Source organism: Vogesella perlucida, assembly GCF_979366545.1.
The window spans coordinates 1-20,627 of sequence record NZ_CEETRO010000002.1 but is presented as its reverse complement, the minus strand read 5'-3'; the positions used below and the strand labels follow the sequence as shown (position 1 = coordinate 20,627).

General features: G+C 63.0%; 16 protein-coding genes. 13 read left to right on the top strand and 3 right to left on the bottom strand.

Annotated features, from left to right (window positions below; genetic code table 11):
• Window positions 1-74 precede the first annotated feature (74 nt).
• From ACZ9XP_RS02655 to ACZ9XP_RS02640, 4 genes are all read left to right on the top strand, one after another.
• Complete coding sequence (locus ACZ9XP_RS02655; protein ID WP_147682462.1) at window positions 75-1,475, top strand: FAD-dependent oxidoreductase; 1,401 nt, start codon at window positions 75-77, stop codon at window positions 1,473-1,475.
• Window positions 1,476-1,540: 65 nt separating this feature from the next.
• On the top strand, window positions 1,541-1,897 hold the full coding sequence (locus tag ACZ9XP_RS02650) for a cupin domain-containing protein (protein WP_147682461.1): 357 nt from the start codon (window positions 1,541-1,543) through the stop codon (window positions 1,895-1,897).
• A 45-nt stretch (window positions 1,898-1,942) separates the two neighbouring features.
• Window positions 1,943-3,424: an aldehyde dehydrogenase family protein gene (locus tag ACZ9XP_RS02645; RefSeq protein WP_147682460.1), complete on the top strand. Its 1,482-nt coding sequence runs from the start codon at window positions 1,943-1,945 to the stop codon at window positions 3,422-3,424.
• A 2-nt stretch (window positions 3,425-3,426) separates the two neighbouring features.
• The gene (locus ACZ9XP_RS02640) at window positions 3,427-3,819 is read left to right on the top strand and encodes a hypothetical protein (protein WP_147682459.1); all 393 of its coding nucleotides are present in this window, start codon (window positions 3,427-3,429) and stop codon (window positions 3,817-3,819) included.
• 112 nt (window positions 3,820-3,931) lie between these two features.
• Here the strand turns inward: ACZ9XP_RS02640 and ACZ9XP_RS02635 are convergent, their stop codons facing one another.
• Complete coding sequence (locus tag ACZ9XP_RS02635; RefSeq protein WP_147682458.1) at window positions 3,932-4,894, bottom strand: sugar-binding transcriptional regulator; 963 nt, start codon at window positions 4,892-4,894, stop codon at window positions 3,932-3,934.
• Between the two features lie 234 nt (window positions 4,895-5,128).
• Here ACZ9XP_RS02635 and ACZ9XP_RS02630 point away from each other — a divergent pair, with 234 nt between their 5' ends.
• The 9 genes from ACZ9XP_RS02630 to ACZ9XP_RS02590 all read left to right on the top strand — a co-directional run bounded on the left by ACZ9XP_RS02630 (window position 5,129) and on the right by ACZ9XP_RS02590 (window position 14,965).
• Window positions 5,129-5,902 (top strand): L-iditol 2-dehydrogenase, encoded by a 774-nt coding sequence (locus tag ACZ9XP_RS02630; protein ID WP_147682457.1) that lies wholly within the window; start codon window positions 5,129-5,131, stop codon window positions 5,900-5,902.
• 79 nt (window positions 5,903-5,981) lie between these two features.
• On the top strand, window positions 5,982-7,307 hold the full coding sequence (locus ACZ9XP_RS02625) for an ABC transporter substrate-binding protein (RefSeq protein ID WP_465187946.1): 1,326 nt from the start codon (window positions 5,982-5,984) through the stop codon (window positions 7,305-7,307).
• A 75-nt stretch (window positions 7,308-7,382) separates the two neighbouring features.
• On the top strand, window positions 7,383-8,327 hold the full coding sequence (locus ACZ9XP_RS02620) for a carbohydrate ABC transporter permease (protein ID WP_465187945.1): 945 nt from the start codon (window positions 7,383-7,385) through the stop codon (window positions 8,325-8,327).
• The gene (locus tag ACZ9XP_RS02615; protein WP_147682454.1) at window positions 8,324-9,148 is read left to right on the top strand and encodes a carbohydrate ABC transporter permease; all 825 of its coding nucleotides are present in this window, start codon (window positions 8,324-8,326) and stop codon (window positions 9,146-9,148) included. Before ACZ9XP_RS02620 ends, ACZ9XP_RS02615 begins: the two co-directional genes overlap by 4 nt.
• Window positions 9,148-9,825 carry an HAD-IA family hydrolase gene (locus ACZ9XP_RS02610; protein WP_465187944.1) on the top strand — a complete coding sequence of 226 codons (678 nt, stop codon included), beginning with the start codon at window positions 9,148-9,150 and terminating at the stop codon, window positions 9,823-9,825. The genes ACZ9XP_RS02615 and ACZ9XP_RS02610 overlap by 1 nt, the downstream gene beginning before the upstream one ends.
• A gap of 42 nt (window positions 9,826-9,867) precedes the next feature.
• Entirely contained in the window at window positions 9,868-10,992 is a 1,125-nt protein-coding gene (locus ACZ9XP_RS02605; RefSeq protein ID WP_147682452.1) for a sn-glycerol-3-phosphate ABC transporter ATP-binding protein UgpC, read from the top strand.
• Between the two features lie 108 nt (window positions 10,993-11,100).
• Window positions 11,101-12,495: a D-arabinitol 4-dehydrogenase gene (gene dalD / locus ACZ9XP_RS02600; protein ID WP_147682451.1), complete on the top strand. Its 1,395-nt coding sequence runs from the start codon at window positions 11,101-11,103 to the stop codon at window positions 12,493-12,495.
• A gap of 21 nt (window positions 12,496-12,516) precedes the next feature.
• Complete coding sequence (gene xylB, locus ACZ9XP_RS02595; RefSeq protein ID WP_147682450.1) at window positions 12,517-13,995, top strand: xylulokinase; 1,479 nt, start codon at window positions 12,517-12,519, stop codon at window positions 13,993-13,995.
• Between the two features lie 34 nt (window positions 13,996-14,029).
• Complete coding sequence (locus ACZ9XP_RS02590) at window positions 14,030-14,965, top strand: carbohydrate kinase family protein (protein ID WP_465187943.1); 936 nt, start codon at window positions 14,030-14,032, stop codon at window positions 14,963-14,965.
• Between the two features lie 118 nt (window positions 14,966-15,083).
• Here the strand turns inward: ACZ9XP_RS02590 and ACZ9XP_RS02585 are convergent, their stop codons facing one another.
• Window positions 15,084-16,313 (bottom strand): branched-chain amino acid ABC transporter substrate-binding protein, encoded by a 1,230-nt coding sequence (locus ACZ9XP_RS02585; RefSeq protein ID WP_147682448.1) that lies wholly within the window; start codon window positions 16,311-16,313, stop codon window positions 15,084-15,086.
• A gap of 114 nt (window positions 16,314-16,427) precedes the next feature.
• Entirely contained in the window at window positions 16,428-20,039 is a 3,612-nt protein-coding gene (putA, locus tag ACZ9XP_RS02580) for a trifunctional transcriptional regulator/proline dehydrogenase/L-glutamate gamma-semialdehyde dehydrogenase (protein ID WP_147682447.1), read from the bottom strand.
• Between the last annotated feature and the right edge of the window lie 588 nt (window positions 20,040-20,627).

Here is a 20,627-nt window from a genome sequence, read left to right as displayed (position 1 = left end):
GCAAGTCATGCTATGGCTACATCTGGCCGCTAAGCGCTATAAACAACCCATCTACACCACGCACACCCACCCCTATGGCACAGACCGTCTACGAACGCCTACCGCCCAGTGCGGACACCATCCGTCATGCCCTCGCCGCCAGTAAAGCTGCACCGTTCTGGCTGGATGACGTTGACCGCGGCCCGGCCGCACCTGCCTTGCAGGGGGAGGTGCGCAGCGCGCTGCTGATTGTCGGTGGCGGTTTCCTGGGGCTGTGGTCGGCGCTGATGGCCAAGGAGCGCCAGCCCGAGCGCGACGTGGTGCTGCTGGAAGCAGGCCGCATCGGCCAGGCGGCGTCGGGCCGCAATGGCGGTTTTTGTGAAGCCAGCCTGACCCACGGCGAAGACAACGGCCTGAAGCGCTGGCCGGAAGAGTTTGCCCGGCTGGAAGCGCTGGGGCTGGAAAACCTGGACCAGCTGGAAGCCACGCTGGCGCGCTACGGCATAGACTGCGACTTTGAACGTACTGGCGTGCTGGAAGTGGCGGTAGAACCGTACCAGACCGCGCGCTTTGCTGGCGAAGGCTGCCTGGACGAGGCCGCTATCCGCGCCGAAGTGAACTCGCCCACCTTTCTGGCCGGCCACTGGGACCGCGACGGCACCGCCATGATCCACCCCGGTAAACTGGTGGCAGGCTTGGCCCGCGTGGCACGCCAGCTGGGTGTGCGCTTTTTCGAACACAGCGCTGCCACCGGCATTGCCAGCCAGGGCGAGCTGGTGCGCGTGGATACCGCACAGGGCCATGTGCTGGCCGAGCGGGTGATTCTGGCCACCAACGCCTTCCCCTCGCTGCTCAAACGCTACCGCTGGCACACCATCCCGGTGTACGACTACGTGCTGATGACCGAGCCGCTGAGCACCGACCAGTTGGCCGCCATCGGCTGGCAGCACCGCCAGGGCATTGCCGACGTGGGCAACCAGTTTCACTACTACCGGCTGACGCGCGATAACCGCATCCTGTTTGGCGGCTACGACGCCATCTACCACCTGGGCGGCAAGATCAAGCCGGAATACGAAGAGCGGCCGGAAAGCTTCGAACGGCTGGCCAGCCACTTTTTCACCACCTTCCCGCAGCTGGCCGGCCTGCGCTTTAGCCACCGCTGGGCCGGGGTGATCGATACCTCCTCGCGCTTCTGCGCCTTTTTTACCGACGCACTGGGCGGCAAGGTGGCGCTGGCCGCCGGCTTTACCGGCCTGGGCGTGGGCGCCACGCGCTTTGCGGCCAACGTGCTGCTGGACAAGGTAGAAGGCCTGGATACCGAACGCACCCGGCTGCGCATGGTGCGCGAGATGCCGCTGCCCTTCCCGCCCGAGCCGCTGACGTACACCGTGGTGCAGGCCATGCGCTGGAGCCTGGACCGTGCCGACCACAACCACGGCCGGCGCAACGCCTTCCTGCGCGGCATGGACGCGCTGGGCCTGGGCTTCGATTCCTGACACACCGCCGCGGCCAACCCTGGCCGCCGCTGGCACCAACACTGTTACCGCAAGGGAAACCTGCCATGACAACGCAAACGCTACTGGACAACTACGCCCTGCTGGCCACCACCGCCGAGCTGGCCTACCAGCCGGTAGACCCGGCCAAAGTCGTACAAGGCCCGGCCACCGTCGGCGTGGCCGAGCTGGCCACGCTGGGCGACGTCGCCATCGGCGTGTGGGAGATGTCGCCGTCGGTCACCACCGATATCGAAGTAGACGAATGCTTCGTGGTGCTCGCTGGCGACGCCACCGTGACATTTGACGACGGCAGCGCACCGCTGCAGCTGCAGCCCGGCACCGTCGGTTTTCTGACCGCCGGCAGCGCCACCACCTGGGCCGTGCGCCAGACGCTGCGCAAGATCTACATCGCCCGCGCCTGAAGCGCGGCCTTATCGATGCCTGCCGTACCCGCTACCGGAGACACCATGCAGACCCGCCTCAACTACATCAACGGCCAGTGGCAGCCCGCCGTGCTGGGCCAGACCCGCGACATCCTCAACCCGGCCAACGGCGACATCATCGGCGTGGTCGCCGACAGCACCGCCGAGGACACACTGCAAGCTATTGCCGCCGCCAAGCACGCCTTCTATGAGCAAGGCGACTGGCGCCACATGAGCGGCCCGCGCCGCGCCGACATGCTGTACCGCATTGCCGACGCCATCCGCGCCCGCACCGAAGAGCTGGCGCTGCTGGACTGTCTGGACAACGGCAAGCCGCTGCGCGAAGCCCGCTGCGATATCGAAGACGCCGCCGCCTGTTTCCGCTACTACGCCGGGCTGATCGGCAAGCCGCAAGGCGGCGTGTACGAGGTGCCGGACGGTTTCGGCCCGATGCACGCCTACAGCCTGCACGAGCCGGTAGGCGTGTGCGGCCTGATCACGCCGTGGAACTACCCGCTGCTGATGGCCACCTGGAAGCTGGCCCCCGCGCTGGCGGCAGGTAACTGTGTGGTGTTCAAGCCCAGCGAGCTCACCCCGCTATCGTCGGTGGTGCTGTTTGAAATATTCCATGAAGTGGGCCTGCCGGCCGGTACGGCCAACCTGGTGCTGGGCAGCGGCCCGGCCGCCGGCCAGCCACTGGCCGATAGCCACGACGTGGACATGATCACCTTCACCGGCAGCACCCGCACCGGCCAACTGATCGCCCGCGCCGCGGTGGGCAACCTCAAGCGCGTGGGGCTGGAGCTGGGCGGCAAGTCGCCCAATATCATTTTTGCCGACGCCGACCTGGAAGGCGCGGTGGAATGGGCGATGATTGGCGTGTTCTTCAACCAGGGCCAGGTGTGCTCCGCCGGCTCGCGCATCCTGATCGAGGCCTCGCTGAAAGACCGCTTTGTGGCCAGGCTGGCCGAACGTGCCAACGCCATGACCATCGGCCCCGGCGTGAATGACCCGGACATCGGCCCGCTGGTGTCTGCCGGCCAGCTGGAAAAAGTGCTGGGCTTCATCGAACGCGCCAAGGCCGAGGGCGCCACGCTGGTGTGCGGCGGCCAGCGCCATACCGACGGCGACTGCGCCAACGGCTACTTCCTGCGCCCCACCATTTTCGACAACTGCCACAGCGACATGGAAATCTGCCGCGAGGAAGTATTCGGCCCGGTGGTGGCGATCCAGACCTTCAGCGATGAAGCCGAAGCCATCCGCCTGGCCAACGATACGCCGTACGGCTTGGCGGGCGGCGTGTTCACCACCGATGGTGCACGGGCGCTGCGTGTGATGAAGGCGCTGCGCGCCGGCGTGACCTGGATCAACTGCTACAACCCCACCTTCAACGAAGCGCCGTGGGGCGGCTACAAGATGAGCGGCTACGGCCGCGACCTGGGCGTCAACGGCTTGCTGGAATACCAGCAGGTGAAACAGGTGAACATCAACCTGCAGCCCGGCCCGGTAGGCTGGTACAGCCGCTAAGCATGCAGGATGGTCTGTCAGGCAGGCAGATAGCGTGGGGCGTGCTGGCCCAGGTATGGGTAGACACGTCCTACGACGACGCGCAGCTGGCCGCATTCCGCGCGCAGCTGGCCGCTACCGGCCTGGGCAGCCAGCAACTGCAGCATATTGCCTATCGCGAAGTGTGCGGGGCGTTCGCCTTGTTTACGCTGGCGGTGTACACCAGTGCGGGGATGGCCTTACCGGACTGGATTTACCCAGAAGAAGACGCGCGGCAGCAGGTGGCGGCATGGCTGGCACGGCCACGGCTGCTCTCGCTGCTTAACCCCTTCTGGCTGCTGGGCTACCTGCTGGCTATCGGCCTAATGAGATCGACCATGCTATCGGTACTGTCACCAGACGCACAGTCATCGTGAGCCTGGCACGCGGCAGCGGCCAACCCTGGCAAGGGATAAGGTTGGCCGCACAGGCACGACAAGGCCCTGTCCATCACGGACAGGGCCTTGTGTCATTCGGCTTATAGCCAGTTCAGGCCAGATCGTCGCTGTGCGCCAGAATATAACGGGCACACGCTTCGTCGGTCACCAGGCCGCTTAACCAGTGGCCACGCAATACCGCCAGAATGGCTGCCGCCTTGCGCTCGCCAACCGCAAAGGCAATCAGCGGGCGGCGTGGCGGGCGGTCTAGCGCCAGGCTGGTTACCCGCTGCTGCACCGGGCTGTCTACCAGCTCGCCCTGGCCATTGATAGGGCGGCCGATCAGCTCGGCCACTGCCTGGCGTGACTTCAGGGCCGCAATCTCGTCCGCATGCAGAAAACCATCGGCCTGCAGCGGGCAGCCGTCATCGATGGTGCCAATACCGATAAAAGCCACGTCGGCACGACGGCTCATCGACTCCACCACGCGGTACAGACGGTGCTGACACCACTGGGCACGATCTTCTGCGCTATCAGCGTACAGCGGTGCCGGCAGCAGGTAATACTGGCTCTGCGTCTTTTCTGACGCGGGCAAGGCAACGTCGTAGCGGTTGGACGCCCCGTCGTGCGCAATGGTGCCGATCAGCGACACCAGCCGGTGCTGCGGGCAACTGAGCTCGGCCATCTCGTCGATGATGGCTTTCAGTGTACGGCCGGAGCCCAGCTCTACCACCCTCGGTTCCGGCACATCCAGATAGCGCTCGAACACCCGCGCCCCGGCCACCGCCAGCTTGCGCTGCAGCTCGGCCGGGCTGTCGTGGTCGTAAGGCACCACTTCGCACATGGCCAGGCCAAAACGTGCCTGCAGCTGTTCCGCCAGCGACAGACAGTCGGCCACCGGGTGATGCACCGTCACCTTCACCAGGCCACGCTCCACGGCTGTGGCTACCAGGCGCTGCGCTACCTGCCGTGACACATTGAGCTGGTCGGCCAGCTCGTTCTGGGTTTTGCCTGCCACGAAATACAGCCAGGCTGCCCGCGCTGCCAGATCCAGTTTGTCTTGTTGTCTGGGCATGCCACCCCTCCCTGTTAATGCAGTTTTGCTACCGCGTGGCGATTTGTACCACCGAACGCCCCTGCTGCGTCAAGCCACCGGCTTATGCGGACATGTGGTGGCAAAAAGGAATCATGGTGCAAAGCAGCATCCTGCGATTTGCAGCCTGGCGGCTTGACACTGCATTTCATTGATATGAATATTTGCCCGCACAAAGGGCAAATGCCCAAAACAAGACAATACAGGAGCCAACAAGTGAAGCTCAATAACAAAGTAGCGGTACTCACCGGCGCGGCCAACGGTATCGGGCTGGCTGTGAGCCGCCGTTATCTGGCAGAAGGGGCGCTGTGCGTGCTGGCCGACCTGCAGTTGTCGGACGAGTTGGCCGCACTGCTGGCCAGCCACCCGGAACGCACGCTGTGGCAACAGGCCGACATCACCCGCACAAGCGATATCCAGCAGCTGGTACAGCAGGCGGTAGCGCGTTTCGGTCGTATCGACATCCTGTACAACAATGCCGCCATCTTTGACATGGCCCCGTTGCTGGAAGCCGGTCTGGACAGCTACCAGCGCTTGTTCGACGTGAACGTGAAAGGCATGTTTTTCCTGATGCAGGCTGTGGCGCAACAAATGGTGGCCCAGGGCCACGGCGGCAAGATCATCAACCTGTCATCGCAGGCTGGCCGTCGTGGCGAAGCGCTGGTTGCACACTACTGCGCCACCAAAGCAGCGGTGATCAGCTATACCCAGTCTGCTGCCCTGGCTCTGGCACCGCATCACATCTGCGTGAACGCTATTGCCCCGGGTGTCGTCGACACCCCGATGTGGCAGGCGGTTGATGCCCTGTTTGCCCGCTACGAAGGCCGTGCGCCTGGCGAGAAAAAACGCCTGGTAGGCGAAGCCGTCCCGCTAGGCCGCATGGGCCGCCCAGACGACCTGGCCGGTGCGGCCGTGTTTCTGGCCAGCGCCGACGCCGATTACATCACCGCCCAGACCCTGAACGTGGATGGCGGCAACTGGATGAGCTAAGCCCGCTTTTTACCGCTGGCTGGCCGGTTGCCCAGCCACGCTGCCCGTGCAGCACCACAACATAACGAGGAGATAAAGCATGACCCGACTCACCGCACGCCACGCCGGCCGTCTGGCCGCCGCCTGCACCCTGGCCCTGGCAGCCCTGTCTGCCCAGGCAGCCAGCACGCTGACCATTGCCGCCCTGAACAACCCGGATATGGTGGAGCTCAAGAAGCTGTCCCCTGCCTTTGAAAAGCAGAACCCGGACATCAAGCTGAACTGGGTAGTGCTGGAAGAAAACGTGCTGCGCCAGCGCGTGACCACCGACATCGCCACCAATAGCGGCAAGTTCGACGTGATGATGATCGGCACCTACGAAGCCCCGCTGTGGGCCAAGAAGGGCTGGCTGAACCCGATGGACAACCTGGCGCCCGAGTACGACCTGAACGACGTGGTAAAAACCGCACGTGACGGCCTGTCCTACGGCGGCAAGCTGTACGCCTTGCCGTTTTATGTAGAAAGCTCGATGACCTTCTACCGCAAGGACCTGTTCGCCAAGCTGGGTCTCACCATGCCGGAGAAGCCGACCTACACCCAGATTGCCGACTACGCCAAAGTGCTGAAGGAAAAAGGCGGTGTCTACGGTATCTGCCTGCGCGGCAAGGCGGGCTGGGGCGAAAACATGGCCTACCTCACCACCCTGGTGAACGCGAACGGCGGCCGCTGGTTCGACGAAAACTGGAAAGCCACCATCGACAGCCCGGAATGGAAAAAGTCGGTGACGTTCTACGTCGATCTGCTGAAGAAATACGGCCCACCCGGCGCCAGCACCAACGGCTTTAACGAAAACCTGACCCTGTTTGCCAGCGGCAAGTGCGGTATGTGGATCGATGCCACCGTGGCTGCGGGCATGCTGTTCAACCCGAAAGAGTCGAAAGTGGCCGACAAGGTGGGCTTTGCCCAGGCCCCGACCGGCGTGACGGCCAAAGGCAGCAGCTGGCTGTGGTCCTGGTCGCTGGCCGTGCCCAAGTCGTCCAAACAGAATGACGCCGCCAAGAAGTTCGTACAGTGGGCTACTTCCAAGGAGTACATCAAGCTGGTGGCCAACGATCTGGGCTGGACTTCCGTCCCGCCTGGCACCCGTATTTCCACCTACAACCAGCCGGAATACGTGAAGGCCGCCCCGTTTGCCAAGTTTGTGCTGAACGCCATCCAGTCGGCCAACCCGAACGACGCCACGCTGAAAAAAGCACCGTATAGCGGCATCCAGTTTGTCGGCATTCCGGAGTTCCAGTCCTTCGGCACCGTGGTGGGCCAGGCTATTTCCGGCGCGTTGGCCGGCAATATGACCGTGGACGCTGCGCTGAAAGCCGGCCAGGCCACCGCTAACCGTGCCGTGATCCAGGGCGGCTACCAGAAATAAGCCTTACCTCCGCCGCCGGGTTGCCACCGTTTGTCGGCAACCCGGCTTCAGGACCATAACAAAACGAGATAACCCATGCACTCCTCTGCCCACCCTGCCCTGCGCAAAGGCACCGACAGCAGCCCTGGCCACGCCGCCAGTGCACGCCCCGGCCGCTGGACGCAGCGCTGGCTGCAATCGCCGGCTGTCATCAGCCTGCTGCTGTGGTCCATCGTGCCCCTGCTGATGACGGTCTGGTTTTCGCTGATTCGCTACAACCTGCTTAGCCCGGAAGATACCGGTTTTGTCGGGCTGCAAAACTACCAGTTCATGTGGAGTGACCCGGCGTTTCTGCCCGCGGTCTTCAACACCCTGCTACTCACCGTGGCGGTACTGGTCATCTCCGTGGTTGGCGGCGTGCTGCTGGCCGTACTGTACGACCAGCCGTTCATGGGGCGTGGCATTGCCCGCCTGCTGGTGATTGCGCCCTTCTTCGTGATGCCTACCGTCAGCGCGCTGATCTGGAAAAACATGCTGCTGCACCCGGTATACGGCCTGGTGGCCGCCGCCACCACCGCGCTGGGGCTGCCCCCCATCGACTGGCTGGGCGAATACCCGATGCTGTCCATCATCATCATTGTCAGCTGGCAATGGCTGCCGTTTGCCTTCCTGATTTTGCTCACGGCCATCCAGTCACTGGACCAGGAGCAAAAAGAAGCCGCGCAAATCGACGGTGCCGGCCCGATCGCCATGTTCTTCTACATTGTGCTGCCCCACCTGAAACGCGCCATTGGCGTAGTGGTGATGATCGAGACCATTTTCCTGCTGTCCATTTTTGCCGAAATCTATACCACTACGGCAGGCGGCCCCGGCACCGCGACCACCACGCTGTCCTACCTGATCTACCAACTGGGCCTGCAGCAGTTCGATGTCGGCATGGCCTCTACCGGCGGCATTCTGGCAGTGATCCTGGCCAATATCGTGTCGGTGTTCCTGGTGCGCATGCTGGCCAATAACCTGAAGGGGGAGAACGAACGATGAAACGCACCGCATCCCGCCAGCTGCAATATGTGCTCACCACGGCGCTGGCCTGGTCGCTGGCCCTGCTGATCTTCTTTCCCATTCTGTGGATGATGCTGACGGCGTTCAAAACCGAAAGCCAGGCTTACCAGCTGTCGCTGTTCTTTATGCCTACACTGGAAAGCTTCCACGAGGTGTTTTCGCGCAGCGATTACATGAGCTTTGCGGCCAACTCCATCGCTATTTCCGGCGGTGTCACCGTGCTGAGCCTGCTGATCGCGATACCGGCGGCCTACAGCATGGCGTTTTTCCCCACCCGCAAGACGCAGCAAATCCTGCTGTGGATGATGTCCACCAAAATGATGCCGTCGGTCGGCGTGCTGCTGCCGGTATACCTGCTGTGGAAAAGTATCGGCCTGCTCGATACCGTGAGCGGCCTGATCATCATCTACACGCTGATCAACCTGCCGATTGCAGTGTGGATGACCTACACCTACTTCTGCGAAGTACCCAAGGAAATCCTGGAAGCTTCGCGCATCGACGGTGCCAGTACCTGGCAAGAAGTATGCTACCTGCTGCTGCCCATGTCGCTGCCCGGCCTGGCCTCTACGGCGCTACTGCTGCTGATCCTGTCGTGGAACGAGGCGTTCTGGAGCATTAACCTCTCTAGCGCCAACGCGGCGCCGCTAACCGTGTTTATCGCGTCCTACTCCAGCCCGGAAGGCCTGTTCTGGGCCAAGCTGTCTGCCGCGTCGCTGCTGGCCGTGGCGCCCATCATGGTGCTGGGCTGGCTCACGCAGAAACAGCTGGTACGCGGCCTGACCTTCGGAGCAGTGAAGTGATGCCGACCTACACCCACCTGATCAGCGATTGCGACGGCGTACTGCTGGATAGTGAAGCCATCGCCTTCGACACGCTGCTGCAACAGCTGGCGCCGCTGCTGCCGGGGCAGGATCTGGACGCACTGGTGCGCCCGCGCCTGGGTCTGACCCTGCCCGACCTGCTGGCCGACATCGGCCGCCAACACCCGCTGCCGCTGGGCGATGACGCTATCGCCGCCATGCGCCACCACATCGAAGACGAAGTCGCCCGCCTGGCCCGCCCCATCCATGGCGTAGACACCGCCCTGCGTGCCATCCCGTTACCCAAGGCCTGCGCCAGCAACAGTGCGGCCAACCGTGTGCGCAGTGTGCTGGCACAGACCGGCCTGCTGGCGCACTTCGGCCCGCACGTGTACTGCGCCGACGAAGTGGGCATCGCCAAGCCGGACCCTGGTCTGTTCCTGCATGCGGCACGCGCGCTGGGTGCCAACCCGGCACGCTGCCTGGTAGTAGAAGACAGCGTTACCGGCACCCGTGCGGCCAGCGCCGCCGGCATGACAGTGCTGGGCTTTACCGGTGCCGGCCATATTGCCGACGGCCAAGCCCAGCGGCTACGCGACTGCGGTGCCCGCTACACCTTTGATGACATGGCACAGCTGCCGGCCCTGGTGGCCCGCCTGTGCCAGCCACACACCTAAAAGATACGGGCGGCCCGGACGGCCCCCCCAAGGAGACAGATCATGGCTAGCGTTACCCTGCGTAACATCAGTAAGCGTTACGGCGACAGCCCGGAAGTAATGCGCGACATCCAGCTGGACATCGCGGATGGTGAATTCGTCGTGTTTGTCGGCCCCAGCGGCTGCGGTAAATCCACCCTGCTGCGCATGATTGCCGGCCTGGAAGATATCAGCGGCGGCGACATGTACATCGGCGACGAACGCGTCAACGACATCCCGCCCGCCAAACGTGGCATCGCCATGGTGTTCCAGAGCTATGCGCTCTACCCGCACATGTCGCTGTACGACAATATGGCTTTTGGCCTGAAGCTGGCCGGCAAGACCAAGCCGGAAATCGATGCCGCCGTGCAGAAAGCCGCCAAGATCCTGCATATCGACCACCTGCTGGACCGCAAACCCAAGGCGCTGTCCGGCGGCCAGCGCCAGCGTGTGGCCATTGGCCGCGCCATTACCCGCGAACCCAAGGTGTTCCTGTTTGACGAGCCGCTGTCCAACCTGGACGCCGCGCTGCGGGTAAAAATGCGGCTGGAGTTCTCCCGCCTGCACCAGGACCTGAAAACCACCATGATCTATGTCACCCACGACCAGGTAGAAGCCATGACCCTGGCCGACAAGATCGTGGTGCTTTCCGCTGGCCGCGTCGAGCAGGTAGGTAGCCCGCAAACGCTATACCACCACCCGGCAAACCGCTTCGTCGCCGGCTTTATTGGCTCACCCAAGATGAACTTTATCGACGGTGTGGTGGTATCCGCCAACGCACAACACGTCACCGTGCAAATCAGCCATGGCGGCGTGCAAACCGTGTGTGTGGACGGCAGCACGCTACAGCCAGGCAGCAAAGTAACCCTGGGCGTGCGCCCCGAATACCTGCGCCGCGATGACAGCCAGCCGACCGTGCATGGCCGGGTCAGCACCGTGGAAAGCCTGGGCGATTTCTCCTACCTGTATGCCGAGTCGGACAGTGCCGGCGAGCCACTGGTCTGCCGCATGCCGGATGGCGAGCACGCGGCCAACGGCAGCCTGGCCGGGTTCAGCATACCGCCGCACCACTGCCATCTGTTCCGCGAAGATGGCCTGGCGCTGCCGCGCACACAGGCCATCACGCAGGCCGTAGCACCAGCGCACTAACACCGTTTCCGGGCCGCCTTGCGGCCAACCCTGCCCCGTATGCCAGGCCTGCCACCGGCCCGGCAGGGGGAGGTCTTGTCTTCATCGTCATTACAGGACAACCCGAACATGTCTACCGCCTCTTCCACCCCCTGCTGGCTGCACATCGGCGCCGGCTCGTTTCACCGCGCCCACCAAGCCTGGTATCTGGACCAGCTGGACAAACACGGCCAGACCCGCTGGGAGCTGGCACTGGCCAATATCCGCGCCGACATGGCACCGCTGCTGACGCAACTGGCCGCACAGCAAGGGCGCTATACGCTGGAAACCATTTCGCCGGCAGGCGAACACCGCTACGAAACCGTCGCTGCCATCAACACCATCCTGCCGTGGCAGCCAGACCTGCAGCCGCTGATCAGCAAAGGTGCGGCTGCCGATACCCGCGTCATCTCGTTTACCGTGACAGAGGGCGGCTACTACCTGGACCAGTCACAACAGCTGGATACCACGAACGCCGACCTGGCCGCCGACCTGGCAGGCGGGCTCTACACCATCTACGGTGCCATCAGCGCCATCCTGCGTGCGCGCCAAGCCGCCGGCAATGCCCCGGTCACCCTGCTGAACTGCGACAACCTGCGCCACAATGGCGAGCGTTTCCAGCAGGGCCTGCAACAGTTCCTGGCGCTGCGCGGCGAACACGCGCTGCTGGACTGGGTAGGCCGCTACACCAGCGCCCCCAATACCATGGTGGACCGCATCACCCCGCGCCCGACACCGGAAGTGAGCGCCCGCGTACTGCAGGCCACCGGCCAGCACGACCCGTGCGCGCTGATGGCCGAGCCGTTTATCCAGTGGGTGGTGGAAGACCGCTTCATCGCCGGCCGCCCGGCACTGGAAGCCGTGGGCGTGGAAACCGTCGATTCGGTACTGCCGTACGAAGAAGCCAAGATCCGCATCCTCAACGCCAGCCACAGCTGCATTGCCTGGGCCGGTACCCTGCGCGGCCTGCTGTACATCCACGAGAGTACCGCGGTGGCCAGCATCCGCCAGATGGCGCACGACTACGTCACCCAAGATGTCATTCCCTGCCTGAGCCCCAGCCCGCTGGACCTGGCCGCCTACCGCGACACGGTACTGGAGCGCTTCAGCAACCCCTATATCCTGGACAGCAACCAGCGCGTAGCCGCGGATGGTTTCTCCAAGATCCCCGGCTTTATTGCCCCCACCCTGCAACAGGCAGTGGCACGTGGCGCCGACCCTGTTCATACTGCCGTGCTGCCCGCCCTGTTCCTGCGTTTCCTGCAACGCTGGCAGGCCAGTGCACTACCGTATACCTATCAAGACGGCATCATGGACCCGGCAGCCTGCCAGCGCATGCTGGCTGCAGACGATGTCGTGGCCGCCTACGCGGCCAACCCCATGCTGTGGGGCGAGCTGGCCGGGACCCCGGTGCTCAACAGCCTGCTCAACCGTGCACTGGCACAGGTGGACCGCTGGCTGGCCACGCAGGATGCGGCCAACTAGTACCCGATTGCGGAGGAAGGGATGTATCTAGGAATTGATCTTGGCACGTCAGAAGTCAAAGTCGTGCTGCTGGATGGGCAAGGCAACCTGACGGCCGTGACTGGCGAGGCACTGAGTGTGTCACGGCCACAGCCGGGCTGGTCCGAGCAAGACCCGCAGGCCTGGTGGGATGCTACCGGCACCGCCATTGCCCGCTTGCGCAGCCAGGCACCGGCCGCGTTTGCCGCCATCCGCGCCATTGGCTTGTCCGGCCAGATGCACGGTGCGGTACTGCTGGACGCCGAAGACCGCGTACTGCGGCCGGCTATCTTGTGGAACGACTTGCGCAGCGTGACAGAGTGCGAAGCACTCACCCGTGCCGCCCCATCGCTGCATCAAGTTGCCGGCAACCTGGCCATGCCCGGTTTTACCGCGCCCAAGCTGTTGTGGGTCGCCCGCCACGAGCCCGCCATTTTTGCCGCCACCCGCTGCGTCCTGCTGCCCAAAGACTACCTGCGCCTGCGCCTGACCGGCGACAAGGTCGGCGACACGTCGGATGCCTCCGGCACCCTGTGGCTGGATGTGGCCGCGCGGGACTGGTCGGACACCTTGCTGGCCGCCTGCGGCCTGGATCGCAGCCACATGCCCCGGCTGGTAGAAGGCCCACAGGCTGCCGGGACATTACTGCCGTCCCTGGCCGCCGAATGGGGGCTGTCGCCGGAGGTCATCGTGGCCGGCGGTGCCGGTGATGGTGCTGCCAGTGCCATCGGTATCGGTGCGGTTGCCCCGGGTGACGGTTTTCTGTCGCTAGGCACGTCCGGCGTAATGTTCGTGGTAGACGACCACTTCCGCCCCAACCCCGACTCGGCATTGCACACTTTCTGCCATGCTTTGCCCGGGCGCTGGAACCAGATGAGCGTCATGTTGGCCGCAGCCAGCTGCCTGCGCTGGTTTTGCCGCCTGACCAGCGTGGACGAAGCCAGCCTGCTGCAAGAAATCGCGGCACTGGATAGCCAGGCACTGGCGGGGGCGCCGCTGTTTCTGCCTTATCTGTCCGGCGAGCGGACACCTCACAACGACCCGTTCGCGCCCGGCGTGTTCTGGGGCCTCACACAGGCGCATGACCGTGCCGCGCTGGGCTATGCCGTGCTGGAGGGCGTGAGTTTTGGCATGGTGGACGGGCTGGATGCACTGCGTGCCGCGGGCAGTCAGGTCAGCAAGCTGTCGCTGGTTGGCGGCGGCGCCCGCAGCCCGTACTGGGCACAGCTACTGGCCGATGCACTACAGCTGGATATCGTCACCCACGTCGGCAGCGAGTCTGGCGGGGCGCTGGGCGCAGCCCGGCTGGGCTGGCTGGCGGATGGTGGCGAGCTGGCCACCGTGTGTACCCGCCCACCCGTCAAGGCGGTCTATCAGCCGGATGCCAGCCGCCATGCTGCCCTGCAACCCCGCCTGCAACGCTTTCGCGATATCTATCGCCACCGCCCGCCGGCCTTAACCCTTACCGGGCAGCAGCCATGAGGCTGCTGTCTGATCCTAGCCAGGAGGCTGCCATATGTTCCTGATCTGTGGCGAAGCACTATTCGATATATTCCTGCAAAACGGCCAGGCCAGCTGGCCTGCGCTGGACTATCGCGCCATCCCCGGTGGCTCACCGTTCAACGTAGCCATCGGCGTAGCCCGCCTTGGCCAGCCGTCGGCACTGTTAGGTGCGGTGTCCACCGACTTTCTGGGCCAACAGCTGCAGGCCGTCCTGCAGCAGGAAAACGTGGCTAACCGCTATCTGCTGCAACGGGCATTACCCACCACGCTGGCGCTGGTCAGCCTGGATGCCAGCGGCCACCCGCAGTACGCTTTTTATGGCGATAAAGCCCCGGAAGCCAGTCTGACGGCCGCCGAGCTGCCAACGCTGGATGACCGGATTATCGGTATTCACTTTGGCTCCTACGCCTTGGTGCGCTCGCCTACGGCCGAAGCCCTGGGCGTGCTGTTACAGCGTGAAAGCGGCCATCGCCTGTGCACGCTGGACCCGAATATCCGCCTGAACGTGGAGCCCGATCTGGCGCGCTGGCGCGAGGTCATCGAGCACCATGCCGGCCTGGTCGACCTGATCAAGGTCAGCGATGAAGACTTGCAGCTGCTGTACCCGGATACCGACCCGGCCATCACCGCACGGCGCTGGCTGAGCGGGCGCTGCCAGCTGGTACTGATGACGCGTGGCGGTGATGGTGTCAGCATCTTCAGCCGCCAGCACGGTGAGTGGCAGCATGCCGCGGCCAAAGTCAACGTGGTCGATACCGTGGGGGCAGGTGATACCTTCCAGGCAGCGCTGCTGTGCTATCTGGCCGAGCATGGTATGGCCTCGCCACAAGGCGTGGCCAGCCTGGCCCGTGCACAGATCGACGCCATGGTGCAGTTTGCTACTCGCGCAGCAGCACTGACCTGCTCGCGGCGTGGGCCGGACCTGCCACGCCGCCACGAGCTAGGCTAAGCCTGCCTGTCCGGGTTGGCCGCAACGCAAGCCGTAGCGACGCCGGCAAGAAAAAAGCCCTTCCGCTTGCGGAAGGGCTTTTTTCTTGCCGGCACCCTCTTGGGTGCGCAGGCCAGGCTTACTGGGCCGCGGAAGCTGCAGCGGCAGCAGGGGCGCCACCACCGATGGTTTCCATCACTTTCCACTCACCGCCTTCAACCTTGTACACGGTGATGCCGCCGTCTTTCAGGTCGCCTTTTTCATCGTACGACCAGCTGGACGAGGTCACGCCGGCGTAGTTGATCTTGGCCAGTACCGGCAGGTATTTTGCCGGCTCGGCGGAGTTCGCCTCTTTCATGGCGGCGATCAGTACGCGGGTAGCGTCATAGCCGTACGGGGAGTAGGTTGCCACGTCCATGTTGAAACGTGCCTTGTAACGGGTAGCGTAGTCCGGGCCTTTCGGCATTTTTTCCAGCGGCAGGCCAGCCAGCGAGGCGATGGTGCCGTCGGCTTCTTTGCCAGCCAGTTTCAGGAAGGTCGGGGTTTTGGTCATTTCGCCGGAGATCAGCGGGGCTTTCAGGCCCAGGCGCTTCATCTGCTTGGCCATCGGGGCGGACTGGGCGTCGGCACCACCGTAGAACACCACGTCAGGTGCAGCGCCTTTGATGGTGGTCAGAATCGCGGCAAAGTCGGTGGCTTTGTCGTTGGTGAATTCGCGTTTCACCACGGTGCCGCCAGCGGCTTTCACGGCTTTTTCGAACTCGTCTGCCAGGCCTTGGCCGTAGGCAGTGCGGTCATCCACGATCACCACTTTCTTGGCGCCCAGTTTCTCTACCACGAACTTGCCCATTACCGAACCTTGCTGGGTGTCGGAAGTCATGGAGCGGAAGGTGGTTTTGTAACCTTGCTGGGTGAAGGTCGGAGCAGTGGCCATGGCCACTTGCGGCAGGCCGGCGTCAGAGTAGATCTTGGAAGCCGGGATGGAGGTGCCGGAGTTGAAGTGGCCAACGATACCGTTCACTTTGTTGTCCACGAACTTCTGTGCAAGCTGGGTAGCGGTTTTCGGGTCGGCCTGGTCATCTTCGGCCACCAGTTCAAACGAAACCGGCTTGCCGTCGATAGTCGGTTTTTCGGCGTTGGCATCTTCGATCGCCAGGGTCACACCGTTTTTGTACTCTTCACCGTAGTGAGCCTGCGGGCCGGTCAGCGGGGCAGCAAAGCCAATCTTGATGACTTCTGCACCTGCCGGAGCGGCAGCAGCAGCGCTGGAGGCATCAGCCGCCGGGGCTTCTTCTTTTTTGCTGCAGCCGGCAAAAGCCAGGGCAGCGGCAACAGCTACAGTGATGCTGGTAAGTTTGGTCAGTTGCATTTTGTCTCTCTTCTTTATCTCGGGGTTGCTCTTGCCATCTTTGACACCGTCTGGCCGACGGTAAAACACGGTGGCGGCATTATTCCAATGCCGCCACACCTTTAGCAAGCCTGATCAGTCACCAATGCTCATCAGGCTGGCATTACCGCCTGCCGCTGTGGTATTGACGCTAAGCGCGCGCTCTACCACCAGGCGGTGCAGGTTATAACCGCCGCGCTCTACCAGCAGCAGCGGAATCAGCGCACCGTCGCGGCGTGCCAGCGTCTGGCGCAGCACTTCGGCGTCCGGCCCGGCATACAGTACGGCTGCCACATCGGCATTGTCGATTTGCGCCACCACCGTCACGGCGCCGCGCAGCACGCCGGCGACTTTCTGCGCATGTACGCTGTCGGCCAGCAGTACATCGTTACCGGCAGCAAAAGCGGCTACCAGCTGCATCAGCAGGGCTTCCATATTGTCGGCAGCGCAGCCTACCACGCCACGCGGCGCAAAACGCAGGGTGTTGTTTTCGCCTGTCGGGCCGGGCAGTACCAGCGCGTGGTTCAGCGGGCTTTCGCTACGTGCCTGGGCAATCAGGTCTTGCAGGTGCTGGCGTGCGCCATCATCCAGACCCAGCTGTGGCAACGCCGCCTGCAGGGCATCCAGTTTGACCAGCGCTTGCGGGCTGTGGCTCTGGCCCAGCTGCGCATCCCAGTGGCCACGGGTCAGGCGGTACAGGTAGAACGGGCCGCCGGCTTTGGGGCCGGTGCCGGATTTGCCTTCGCCACCAAACGGCTGCACACCCACCACAGCACCCACGATATTGCGGTTTACATACACGTTGCCCGCCTTGATATTGCCGGTAATGCGCTCGATGGTTTCATCGATGCGGCTGTGTACGCCGTGGGTCAGGCCGTAGCCGGTGCTATTGATCTCGGCAATGACCTTGTCGATATCGCCACCGTGGAAACGGATCACGTGCAGTACCGGGCCGAACACTTCGCGCTGCAGCAGGCCGATATGGTCGATCTCGAACAGCGTCGGCGCCACATAGGTGCCGTTGGCGCACTCGGCGGTGAGCTTGGCCTGGTAAACACTACGGGCTTTGTCTTTCAGGCCGTCGATATGGCGCAGCAGGCCTTGCTGGGCTTCGGCGTCGATCACCGGGCCGATGTCGGTGTTGAAGCTCGCCGGGTTGCCGACACGCAGCTCGTCCATGGCCCCTTTGATCATGTTCACCACTTTTTCGGCGATGTCATGCTGCAGGTACAGCACGCGCAGGGCCGAGCAGCGCTGGCCTGCGCTATCAAAAGCCGAGCTCAGTACGTCGGTCACCACTTGTTCCGGCAGCGCGGAGCTGTCCACGATCATGGCGTTCTGGCCACCGGTTTCGGCTACCAGCGGTACTTCTTCGCCACGGGTAGACAGCGCACGGTTGATGATTTGTGCCACTTCGGTGGAGCCGGTAAAGATCACGCCCTTGATGCGCGCATCGGTCGTCAGCGCCGCACCCACGACTTCACCACGACCCGGCAGGAACTGCAGCACATCGCGCGGCACGCCGGCTTCGTGCAGCAGGCGTACAGCGTAGGCGGCAATCAGCGCAGTCTGTTCGGCCGGCTTGGCCAGCACCACGTTACCGGCAGCCAGCGAGGCGACCACTTCGCCAATAAAGATGGCCAGCGGGAAGTTCCACGGGCTGATGCACACCACCGGGCCCAGTGCCGGGTGACGGCTGTTGTCGAACTCCTCGCGCACCTGGGCGGCGTAGTAACGGCAGAAATCCACCGCTTCGCGCACTTCGGCAATGGCGTTGTTCAGGGTCTTGCCGGCTTCGCGTACGGCCAGGCCCATCAGCGCCGGCATATTGGCTTCCATCAGGTCTGCCATGCGGTCCAGCGCTTCGGCACGTTTGGCCGGTGCGGTGGCGGCCCATACCGGGGCGGCGCGCACAGCAGCTTGCAGCGCCAGCTCTACGTCCTCACGCGTGGCTTCCTGCACCTGGCCTACCACGTCCTGATGGTTGGCCGGATTGCGTACGGCTTGGGCAGGGTTGGCAGATTCGTTGCCGTCGGCCAGCAGCGGTGCGGCCAACCAGGTGTGCTGTTCGCTGGCCTGCAGCGCTTGCTGCAGCTTTTGCAGTACGTGCTCGTTCGCCAGGTCCATGCCGGCAGAGTTCTTGCGGCCTGCACCGTACAGCTCAACCGGCAAGGCGATCTTGTTGTGTGGCAGGCCACCGAAGCGTGCGGCTTCGGCCACCGGGTCTTCTACCAGCTCTTCAATGGATACGTTCTCGTCCACGATGCGGTTCACAAAAGAACTGTTGGCACCGTTTTCCAGCAGGCGGCGCACCAGGTAGGCCAGCAGGGTTTCATGCGAACCCACCGGCGCATAGATGCGGCACGGCTTGTCCAGCTTGCCCTTGCCCACGACCTGGTCGTACAGCGTCTCGCCCATGCCATGCAGGCACTGGAATTCGTAATCCTTGCCTTCGGCCAGGTGGTAAACGGCGGACAGGGTGTAGGCGTTATGGCTGGCAAATTGCGGGTAAATAGCGTCTTGTGCGGCCAACAGTTTCTTGGCGCACGCCAGGTAGGACACATCGGTGTACACCTTGCGGGTATAAACCGGGTAACCATCCAGGCCATCCACCTGGGCGCGTTTGATCTCGGCATCCCAGTAAGCGCCTTTCACCAGGCGCACCATGAAGCGGTGGCCAGTGCGGCGGGCCAGGTCAATCAGGAAGTCGATCACATACGGACAGCGCTTCTGGTAAGCCTGTACCACGATACCGATACCTTCAAAACCGTTCAGGTCCGGATCGTTGGCCAGCGCCTCTACCAGATCCATCGAGATTTCCAGACGGTCGGCTTCTTCGGCATCGATATTCAGACCGATATTGTATTGCTTGGCCAGCAAGAACAGGCCTTTCAGGCGCGGCAGCAACTCGGCCATCATGCGCTCGTGCTTCATGCGGGCATAGCGCGGGTGAATGGCAGACAGTTTTACAGAGATACCCGGGCCGTTATAGATACCGCGGCCATTGGACTCTTTGCCAATCGCGTGGATAGCGACTTCGTAGTCACGCAGATAGCGCTGCGCATCTTCTTCGGTCATCGCCGCTTCGCCCAGCATGTCGTAGCTGAAACGGTAGCCGCGTGCTTCGCGCTCGCGGCCATTGGCCAGTGCTTCTTCGATGGTTTCGCCGGTCACAAACTGTTTACCCAGCATGCGCATGGCCAGGTCCACACCTTTGCGAATCAGCGGCTCACCACCCTTGGCAATCAGGCGAGTCAAGGCAGAAGACAAGCCCTGCTCGCTGTGCGAGGACACCAGTTTGCCCGTCACCAGCAGGCCCCAGGCGGCAGCGTTAACGAACAGCGACGCGCTATTGCCCAAGTGCGAAGCCCAGTCGCCACCGGAAATCTTGTCGCGAATCAGCTTGTCGGCGGTCAGGCGGTCCGGAATACGCAGCAGCGCCTCGGCCAGACACATCAGCGCAATACCTTCCTGGCTGGACAGGGTGAACTCGTGCATCAGCGCATCCACACCGCTGGACTTTGTCCGCTCTTTACGCACCTGGGCCACCAGCTTGGCAGCCAGCGCCTTGATACTGGCGACCTGCGTATCAGGCATCGTGGCCTGCTCCATCATCAACGCTACGCAATCACGCTCATCACGACGATAAGCAGCGGTAATGGCATCCCGAAGCGCAGTCTGGCTGCGTGCAAACTCTACAAATTGCATGAGTATCTTTCCAAAATCCAGCAGATAAGGTATCTGACTATTGTATACAAAATATCGGATAACAGTAGACTCAGGCAGATCATGGCAATAAAAACCCGGCGGCGTGCAATGAATATGCAACAGTGCCGTCAGTAGCTTAGACGAACAGCTATGTTTGGCCAGTTCAGTCGAGGAAATCGTACCTACGGTGGCGTGCTGCCTGGCACAGCAAAAGCAAGTGGGCCAGGGCCAAACGAAGAAACCTTGAAGGACAAGTCAGCAAGAGCGCTGCTGTGCACAGCGGTACAAGGGGCATACAACAACAAAGCCCGCTTGCGCGGGCTTTTGGACGTCTGTCCGGTGGGTGTCATGCGGCCAACGTTGGCCGCAGGCTGCTCCAGCAATACAGCGGATCCGGCCCTGGCAGAAACGAGGTTGGCCACAGGGGCTGGTTTTAAGAAGCAGGCAGCGTGGCCGCGGGGCGGGGGTTTCGCCTCAACATGGCGATCTTCACGATGGCCATCCGCCACTGCAAAGCACAAAGCCCAGCTCGTGTGAGCTGGGCTTCGGTATCGGGCGTCTGGCGGTGTCCTACTTTCACACAGGTAT

Coding starts and splice junctions, on each gene's coding strand:
- ACZ9XP_RS02655 (WP_147682462.1), top strand. CDS start 75: ATGGCACAGACCGTCTACGAACGCCTACCGCCCAGTGCGGACACCATC.
- ACZ9XP_RS02650 (WP_147682461.1), top strand. CDS start 1,541: ATGACAACGCAAACGCTACTGGACAACTACGCCCTGCTGGCCACCACC.
- ACZ9XP_RS02645 (WP_147682460.1), top strand. CDS start 1,943: ATGCAGACCCGCCTCAACTACATCAACGGCCAGTGGCAGCCCGCCGTG.
- ACZ9XP_RS02640 (WP_147682459.1), top strand. CDS start 3,427: ATGCAGGATGGTCTGTCAGGCAGGCAGATAGCGTGGGGCGTGCTGGCC.
- ACZ9XP_RS02635 (WP_147682458.1), bottom strand. CDS start 4,894: ATGCCCAGACAACAAGACAAACTGGATCTGGCAGCGCGGGCAGCCTGG.
- ACZ9XP_RS02625 (WP_465187946.1), top strand. CDS start 5,982: ATGACCCGACTCACCGCACGCCACGCCGGCCGTCTGGCCGCCGCCTGC.
- ACZ9XP_RS02620 (WP_465187945.1), top strand. CDS start 7,383: ATGCACTCCTCTGCCCACCCTGCCCTGCGCAAAGGCACCGACAGCAGC.
- ACZ9XP_RS02615 (WP_147682454.1), top strand. CDS start 8,324: ATGAAACGCACCGCATCCCGCCAGCTGCAATATGTGCTCACCACGGCG.
- ACZ9XP_RS02610 (WP_465187944.1), top strand. CDS start 9,148: ATGCCGACCTACACCCACCTGATCAGCGATTGCGACGGCGTACTGCTG.
- ACZ9XP_RS02605 (WP_147682452.1), top strand. CDS start 9,868: ATGGCTAGCGTTACCCTGCGTAACATCAGTAAGCGTTACGGCGACAGC.
- dalD (WP_147682451.1), top strand. CDS start 11,101: ATGTCTACCGCCTCTTCCACCCCCTGCTGGCTGCACATCGGCGCCGGC.
- xylB (WP_147682450.1), top strand. CDS start 12,517: ATGTATCTAGGAATTGATCTTGGCACGTCAGAAGTCAAAGTCGTGCTG.
- ACZ9XP_RS02590 (WP_465187943.1), top strand. CDS start 14,030: ATGTTCCTGATCTGTGGCGAAGCACTATTCGATATATTCCTGCAAAAC.
- ACZ9XP_RS02585 (WP_147682448.1), bottom strand. CDS start 16,313: ATGCAACTGACCAAACTTACCAGCATCACTGTAGCTGTTGCCGCTGCC.
- putA (WP_147682447.1), bottom strand. CDS start 20,039: ATGCAATTTGTAGAGTTTGCACGCAGCCAGACTGCGCTTCGGGATGCC.